7 protein-coding genes are annotated in these 6,811 nt (G+C 67.4%); 5 read left to right on the top strand and 2 right to left on the bottom strand.

What is annotated here, in order from left to right; genetic code table 11:
* Nucleotides 1–43 precede the first annotated feature (43 nt).
* Nucleotides 44–391, top strand: coding sequence for a S16 family serine protease (locus tag SYNGFB01_RS16105; protein WP_369795454.1), 348 nt, complete (start codon nucleotides 44–46; stop codon nucleotides 389–391).
* Here the strand turns inward: SYNGFB01_RS16105 and efp are convergent.
* Nucleotides 370–930, bottom strand: a complete 561-nt coding sequence (efp, locus tag SYNGFB01_RS02030) for an elongation factor P (RefSeq protein WP_048016718.1) — start codon at nucleotides 928–930, stop codon at nucleotides 370–372. The two genes, SYNGFB01_RS16105 and efp, sit on opposite strands and share 22 nt — an antisense overlap.
* A 113-nt stretch (nucleotides 931–1,043) precedes the next feature.
* Between efp and SYNGFB01_RS02025 the strand changes: the two genes are divergently transcribed.
* Both SYNGFB01_RS02025 and thiL read left to right on the top strand, forming a co-directional pair.
* Nucleotides 1,044–2,159 (top strand): peptidylprolyl isomerase, encoded by a 1,116-nt coding sequence (locus tag SYNGFB01_RS02025; protein ID WP_048016717.1) that lies wholly within the window; start codon nucleotides 1,044–1,046, stop codon nucleotides 2,157–2,159.
* A gap of 38 nt (nucleotides 2,160–2,197) precedes the next feature.
* Complete coding sequence (thiL, locus tag SYNGFB01_RS02020; protein WP_235299860.1) at nucleotides 2,198–3,229, top strand: thiamine-phosphate kinase; 1,032 nt, start codon at nucleotides 2,198–2,200, stop codon at nucleotides 3,227–3,229.
* Nucleotides 3,230–3,238: 9 nt separating this feature from the next.
* On the opposite strand, the gene gap is transcribed toward thiL, so the two are convergent.
* On the bottom strand, nucleotides 3,239–4,261 hold the full coding sequence (gene gap / locus SYNGFB01_RS02015) for a type I glyceraldehyde-3-phosphate dehydrogenase (RefSeq protein ID WP_048016715.1): 1,023 nt from the start codon (nucleotides 4,259–4,261) through the stop codon (nucleotides 3,239–3,241).
* Between the two features lie 188 nt (nucleotides 4,262–4,449).
* On the opposite strand from gap, the gene murC reads away from it, so the two are divergent.
* Nucleotides 4,450–5,898 (top strand): UDP-N-acetylmuramate--L-alanine ligase, encoded by a 1,449-nt coding sequence (gene murC / locus SYNGFB01_RS02010; protein WP_048016714.1) that lies wholly within the window; start codon nucleotides 4,450–4,452, stop codon nucleotides 5,896–5,898.
* A gap of 5 nt (nucleotides 5,899–5,903) precedes the next feature.
* Nucleotides 5,904–6,806, top strand: a complete 903-nt coding sequence (gene murB, locus SYNGFB01_RS02005) for a UDP-N-acetylmuramate dehydrogenase (protein ID WP_048016713.1) — start codon at nucleotides 5,904–5,906, stop codon at nucleotides 6,804–6,806.
* Nucleotides 6,807–6,811 lie beyond the last annotated feature (5 nt).

Below are 6,811 nucleotides of genomic sequence, written 5' to 3'. Positions count from 1 at the left end.
CCGGCAAGGCGCGATCAAGACCACCGGCAAGCTGGGCGAGGTGATGCAGGAATCGGTGCAGGCGGCCTTCTCGTTCGTCAGGCGCGGGCCCCCGGCCTATGGCATCCAAGCCCAGCATCTTCGCGCGCAAGGATATCCATATCCCACTTGCCCGAAGGCCGCGGTGCCCAAGGATGGTCCGGCGCGGGGGAGGCCAGAGGAGCGGCGGCCACGGCAGCGCCTGGACCACGGCCACCGGGGCCGCGACGGGCAGGTTGCGACGCACCTCCAGACGGAAGTCGTCACCCTCAAGCTTGAGCTCCTGAATGTCGCTCTCCGCCAGCAGGGCCAGCAACCGCTGAAGCTGATCGTGATCGAGCTGCATGGCGATCAGTTCTCCCGGCCGAGGTAAGTATCGGTGCGGGTGTCGATCTTGATCTTCTCGCCCACCGACAGGAACAGGGGCACCATGACCTGGGCGCCCGTCTCGACGATCGCCGGCTTGGTGCCGCCGGTGGCGGTGTCACCCTTCACCCCCGGATCGGTCTGGGTGATCTCGAGCACGACGGAGTTGGGCAGCTCCACCTCCAGGGGCTTGCCGTTCCAAGACACCACGTTCACCTCCATGCCCTCCTTGAGGTACTTGCGACTGTCCCCGATCTGCTTGGCGGTGAGCCGGGTCTCCTCATAGCTGGCCATGTCCATGAACACGTAGTCGTCGCCATCCATGTAGGTGTGCTGCAAGGTGCTCTTCTCGAGCACAGCCTGGGGCACCATCTCGCCGGCGCGGAAGGTCTTCTCCACCACGTTGCCGCTCTGCACCGCCTTGAGCTTGGTGCGCACGAAGGCGGAACCCTTGCCGGGCTTCACATGCAGAAATTCAACGACCCGCCAGACCTGGCCATCCAGCTCGATCGAGGTACCGGTACGGAAATCGTTGCTGGAGATCATTCCGGCGAATCGGATCGGCCGGATTGTACGGCTGGCTACCGGAGCCGGCCCGAGAACGGGCCGGCAGGAGTCGGAGAGCTGTGCCAAAGTCCAGACAGCGACACGCGGAAGCCATGGCACAGCAGCCTGCCCCCAGTGCCGGCGCGTGGGCCTGCCAGGCCCGTCGGGCTCTGCTCAGCCTGGCGATTCTGCCGCTGCTGAGCCTGGCCCTGCTGCTGCCGACCCCGGTGCAGGCCGCCCTGCCCCAGGGCAACGCCGTCAAGGATCCGTCGGCCATCCTGCGCAATGCCCTGCCGGTCGAGGCTCCTGACCTGCAGGACCTGCAGCATCGTCTGGAGGCCACCAGCGATGATCTGCGCGCCAAACGCTGGGCCGCCCTGGTCAACACGGTTCGCCGTAGTCAGGCCCGCCTCGGCACCCGCCACAACGCCATTCTCGAACAGTTCGGCAGCAGCGACAGACCCCAGGCCGAGACACTGCTCGATCAACTGGCTGAACACCTTCAGGCCCTGGCCACCGCCGCCGAAGCTGAACAGCGGGACGCCTTCCTTGCGGCCCGCCGCGACGCCCTGGCCAGCATCGGCGAGGCCGAAGCCCTGCTGGTGGGACCCTTCCCCTACGCCATTCCCAGTCAGTTCGATGCGCTGCCGCGGCTTCTGGGTCGCGCCACTGTGGAGATCGAAACCAGCAAAGGCGATCTGACCGCGGTGGTGGATGGCTACAACGCGCCGCTGACGGCCGGAGCCTTCATTGATCTGGTGGAGAAGGGCTTCTATGACGGGCTGCCCTTCACCCGTGCCGAAGACTTCTACGTGCTGCAGACCGGTGATCCGGAGGGCCCGGCCTCGGGCTACGTCGATCCACGCACCAAACAGGAGCGCACCGTGCCGCTGGAGATCCGCATCCCCGGCGAAAGCGCTCCCTTCTACAACCAGACCTTCGAAGATCTGGGCCTGTTCAAGGCTGAGGCGGTGTTGCCCTTCGCGACCCTCGGAACCCTGGGCTGGGCTCACTCCGATGAGCGGCTTGATGACGGCTCGTCCCAGTTCTTCTTCTTTCTCTACGAACCGGAACTGACACCGGCCGGCCTCAACCTCGTTGATGGCCGCTACAGCGCCTTCGGCTACGTGGTGGACGGCTTCGATGTGCTCGGAGAGCTGGGAGTTGACGATCGGATCGTGAAGATCAGGCTGATCGACGGGGCAGAGAACCTTCAATCCCATGGCTGACCATCCCCATGGCTGAAGGCGGCCCCCCCCCNGGCAGGGTGCTGGATGGGCCGCAGGTCGAACGTCTGGGGGATCTCGGGGAATGGCGGCTGATCGAGCGGCTGGGTCGTTTCGCCCCGCCTGGTCAGTTCAGCGACGATGCTGCCCTGCTGCGCCAGGGCGGAGGCACCCTCGTGGTGAACACCGACGTGCTCGTGGAGGGAGTGCACTTCAGTGAGACCACCACCGCCCCCATCCATGTGGGCTGGCGCGCCGCCGCCGCCAACCTCTCCGACCTGGCTGCCATGGGATGCAGCGGCGCCCTGGGCCTCACCGTTGGCCTGGTGGCTCCGCCGGCGACGCCCTGGCCCTGGGTGGAGGGGGTCTATGAGGGACTGCTGGCCTGTCTGCAGTGCCATGGAGGCTTGCTGCTGGGGGGCGATTGCAGCAGCGGCACCCAGAGGCTGCTGGCGGTGACCGCCCTGGGCCGGCTTCACCCGCAGGACAGCGGCGCCGAGGCGGCGATCCATCGGGCCGACGGGCGACCGGGCGACTGGCTGGTGAGCAGCGGGCCCCATGGCCTCAGCCGCCTCGGACTGGCGCTGCTGCAGGATGAATTGCCGGATTCGCTGGCTGGAAACCTGCCGCAAAGCCTGCGGCAACGGGCGATCACGGCCCATCGCCAACCACGGCCACGCTTCGACGCCGTGATGGCCCTTCATACCAGCCGGCCGCTGCACTGCCCNTGGCGTGTCGCCGGGACCGACAGCAGCGATGGGCTGGCCGCTGCGTCAAGGAGCATCGCCACGACCAGTGGGTGCAGGGTCCTGCTCGATCACGATGCCCTCCCCATCGAACCCGCGATGGCCGACCTGGCACAGGCCGAGCAGTGGTGCCTGAGCGGCGGCGAGGATTTTGAGTTGGTGCTGGCCCTGGAACCGGCCTGGGCAGAAGCCCTGCTGGCCCAGCTACCCGGCAGCCAGAGGATCGGCACACTCACCGCCACCGACCCCACCGGATCGATCGGCTGGCAGGACCCGGATCTGACCTTTCCCGATGATGCAGTGGGCTTCTGCCACTTCCTCAGCTGAGGGTTCGGTTCACTTCCAGTTCTTGGCCACGATCTCGGCCAGGTCGACCACGCGCTGGCTGTAGCCCCACTCGTTGTCGTACCAGCAGACGATCTTCACCATGTTGCCGCCCATCACCAGGGTGAGATCCGCGTCCACGATGGTGCTCTCGTCGGTGCCGGCATGATCGCTCGACACCAGGGGCAGATCGCAGTACTTGATGATCCCCTTCATGCCGTTCTCGGAAGCGGCCTTGAGCACGGCGTTCACTTCCTCGGCAGAGGTGTCGCGGCCGGTCTCGAACACCATGTCGCAGACCGAGACGTTGGGGGTGGGAACGCGCAGGGCGATCCCGCTGAGCTTGCCCTTCACCTCGGGGTACACCAGGGCGACTGCCTTGGCAGCGCCAGTGCTGGTGGGCACGATGTTCACGGCGGCAGCACGGGCGCGCCGAAGATCGCGGTGGGCGGCATCGAGGATGCGCTGGTCACCCGTGTAGCTGTGGGTGGTGGTCATGGTGCCCTTCACGATCCCGAAGGCCTGATCGATGGTCTTCACGATCGGCGCCATGCAGTTGGTGGTGCAGCTGGCGTTGCTGAGGATGTCCCAGTCCTCGTGGCGGTACTGATCGGCATTCACACCCACCACGAAGGTGCCCACCTTGGCTCCCTTTCCAGGGGCGGTGAGGATCACCTTCCTGGCACCGGCCTCGAAGTGCTTGCTGGCGCCCACGTCGTCGTTGAAGACGCCGGTGGACTCGATCACCAGATCGACACCCCATTCCTTCCAGGGCAGGTTGGCGGGATTGCGGTCGTAGAAGGTCTTGATCGTCCTGCCATTGATGACGATCGTGTCCTCGGTGGTGGTGACCTCCGCATTGCGCAGAGGACCCAGCATCGAGTCGTACTTGAGCAGATGGGCGTTCGTGTTGGTGTCACCAGAGCCGTTGATGCCCACCACCTCGATGCCGGTGTTGCCGCCCCGACTCAGCCAGCAGCGCATGAAGTTGCGACCGATGCGGCCGAATCCGTTGATCGCAACGCGCAGGGTCATGGCAAAACGCGGGGAATCCCGCTTGCAAGGGGCATTTGGGCGCGAATCATACAGAAATCGCCGGCGCCTCCCCCCTTGCCCCACGTGCGCGAAGGTCCGACCATGCCCTCGGGCGCAGCAACTCGTAACGGCGCGAGGCCAGCTGCCAGCCTAATTTCGTCGTGGATCACAGCCTGAGGAGACCCGCCTTGCCCGTCCTGCTGGATCGCCATCAACCGCTCCACTTCATCGGCGTCGGCGGTATCGGCATGTCGGCCCTGGCCGGGATCCTGGCGGAGCGGGGCTATCCGGTGAGCGGTTCCGACCCCCGCGACACTGCCGTGCTCGACAACCTGCGCCGGCTCGGGGTCCGGGTGTTCCGGGAGCAGAGCGCCGCCACGGTGTCCGCGATCCGCAGCGGCACATCCGTGCCTCCCCAGGTGGTGATCAGCTCGGCCGTGCCCGAGACCAATGCGGAGCTGCAGGAGGCCCGCCGTGCCGGTCTGCAGATCCACCACCGCTCGGACGTGCTGGCCGCTCTGATCAACGCCCAGCCCTCCATCGCCGTGGCCGGCAGCCATGGCAAGACCACCACCAGCACCCTGATCGCCACGTTGCTGGCCGCCACCAACCACGATCCCACGGCCGTGATCGGTGGCGTGGTGCCGGCATTCGGGAGCAACGGACGCCATGGTTCGGGGCGGCTGCTGGTGGCCGAAGCCGATGAATCCGATGGCTCCCTGGTGAAATTCGAGGCCCATCGCGGCGTGATCACCAACCTCGAGCTCGACCACACCGACCACTACCCCAACCTCGAAGCCCTGATCGCCACGCTGCAGCGCTTCGCGGCCCGATCCCAGCAGCTGCTCGCCAATCGCGACTGCCCGACCCTGCGGGAGCATTTCAGCGCCGACCACTGGTGGTCGATCGAGGATCCCGCCGGCGCGGATTACGCGGCGATCCCGTTGCAGGAACGGGGTGACGGCACGTTGGCCGACTTCTATGAGGCCGGGGTTCGGGTGGGNAGTTTCGAGCTGCCCCTTCCCGGTCGCCACAACCTCAGCAATGCCGCCGCAGCGATGGCCGCCTGTCGCCTGGAAGGGGTGTCCTTCGCCGAGCTGCGCCAGGCTGTGGCAGCCCTCAGAACACCCGGCCGGCGCTTTGATTTCCGGGGCTGCTGGCAGGGCCGCCAAGTGNTCGATGACTACGCCCACCACCCCAGCGAGGTGGCCGCCACCGTGGCCATGGCCAGGCTCATGGTGCGCAGCGGCAGCAGCCCCCTGCCGGAGCCTCCACAGCGGCTGGTGGCGGTGTTCCAGCCACACCGGTACAGCCGCACGGCCCAGTTCCTGGAAGGCTTCGCCGAAGCCCTCAGCCAGGCCGACCTGGTGCTGCTCGCTCCGCTCTACGCCGCCGGTGAAGCGCCGCTCCAGGGCATCCACAGCGAGGCCCTGGCCGAGCAGCTGCGGCGCCAGGCACCCCGCCTGCCTGTGGCTGTGGCCGACAGCCTCGACGCACTCGCGTCCCTTGTGGCCCAGCAGACCCGCCCTGGGGATCTGGTGCTGGCGATGGGGGCCGGGGATGTGAACAGCCTCTGGGAGCGGCTGAGCCGCCGCAGCGAGCCCGTCGAGCCGATCGCGTCGGTCCTGGCCGCCTGACGGCGATGAGCTCCACCGCCTGCACCGCGCCTGACAGCCTGCGCCAGGCGGTTCCCCTGCAGGACTTCACCACCTGGAAGGTGGGCGGACCGGCCGAATGGTTCGGCGAGCCCGCCGATCAGGGCGAGCTGGTCGCCCTGATCGCCTGGGCCCGGCATCACCGGATCGCGCTGCGCTGCATCGGTGCCGGCTCGAACCTGCTGATCGCCGATGCCGGCCTGCCCGGTCTGACCGTGTGCAACCGTCGCCTGCAGGGAAGCCAGCTCGATTCCAGCAGCGGCTGGGTGGAAGCCCAGGCCGGAGAACCGATCCCCACCCTGGCCCGCAAGGCGGCACGGGCCGGACTGCACGGCCTGGAGTGGTCCGTCGGGATTCCCGGCACCGTGGGCGGCGCCGTCGTGATGAATGCCGGCGCCCAGGGAGGCTGCACCGCCGAGTGGCTGGAGTCGGTGCGCGTGATCAACCCGGACCGGCCCGAGACCCCCTTTGAGCTCACGGCAGCGGAGCTGGACTTCTCCTATCGCCACAGCCGCCTGCAGAGCGAACCGCTGATCGTGCTCTCGGCCCGGTTCAGGCTGGAAGCAGGTCACGATCCGGCAGCGGTCGCCGCCCGCACCAGCGCCAATCTGCACAGCCGCACGAGCACCCAGCCCTACCAGCAACCCAGTTGCGGCAGCGTGTTCCGCAACCCCGAACCACAGAAGGCGGGGCAGCTGATCGAGGCACTCGGGCTCAAGGGGCTTCGCATTGGGGGGNCCGAGGTGTCCGCCGTGCACGCCAACTTCATCGTTAACGTCGGCGGGGCGACCGCTGCCGACATCGACACCCTGATCCAGCGGGTGCAGCAACGGGTGCAGGAAGTCCATGGAGTCCACCTGCAGCCGGAGGTGAAACGCCTGGGCCTTTAACCTGC

This window comes from Synechococcus sp. GFB01 (assembly GCF_001039265.1).
GTDB lineage: Bacteria > Cyanobacteriota > Cyanobacteriia > PCC-6307 > Cyanobiaceae > NIES-981.
The sequence above is the reverse complement of the archived record's forward strand: the minus strand, read 5'-3'. Positions and strand labels throughout refer to the sequence as shown.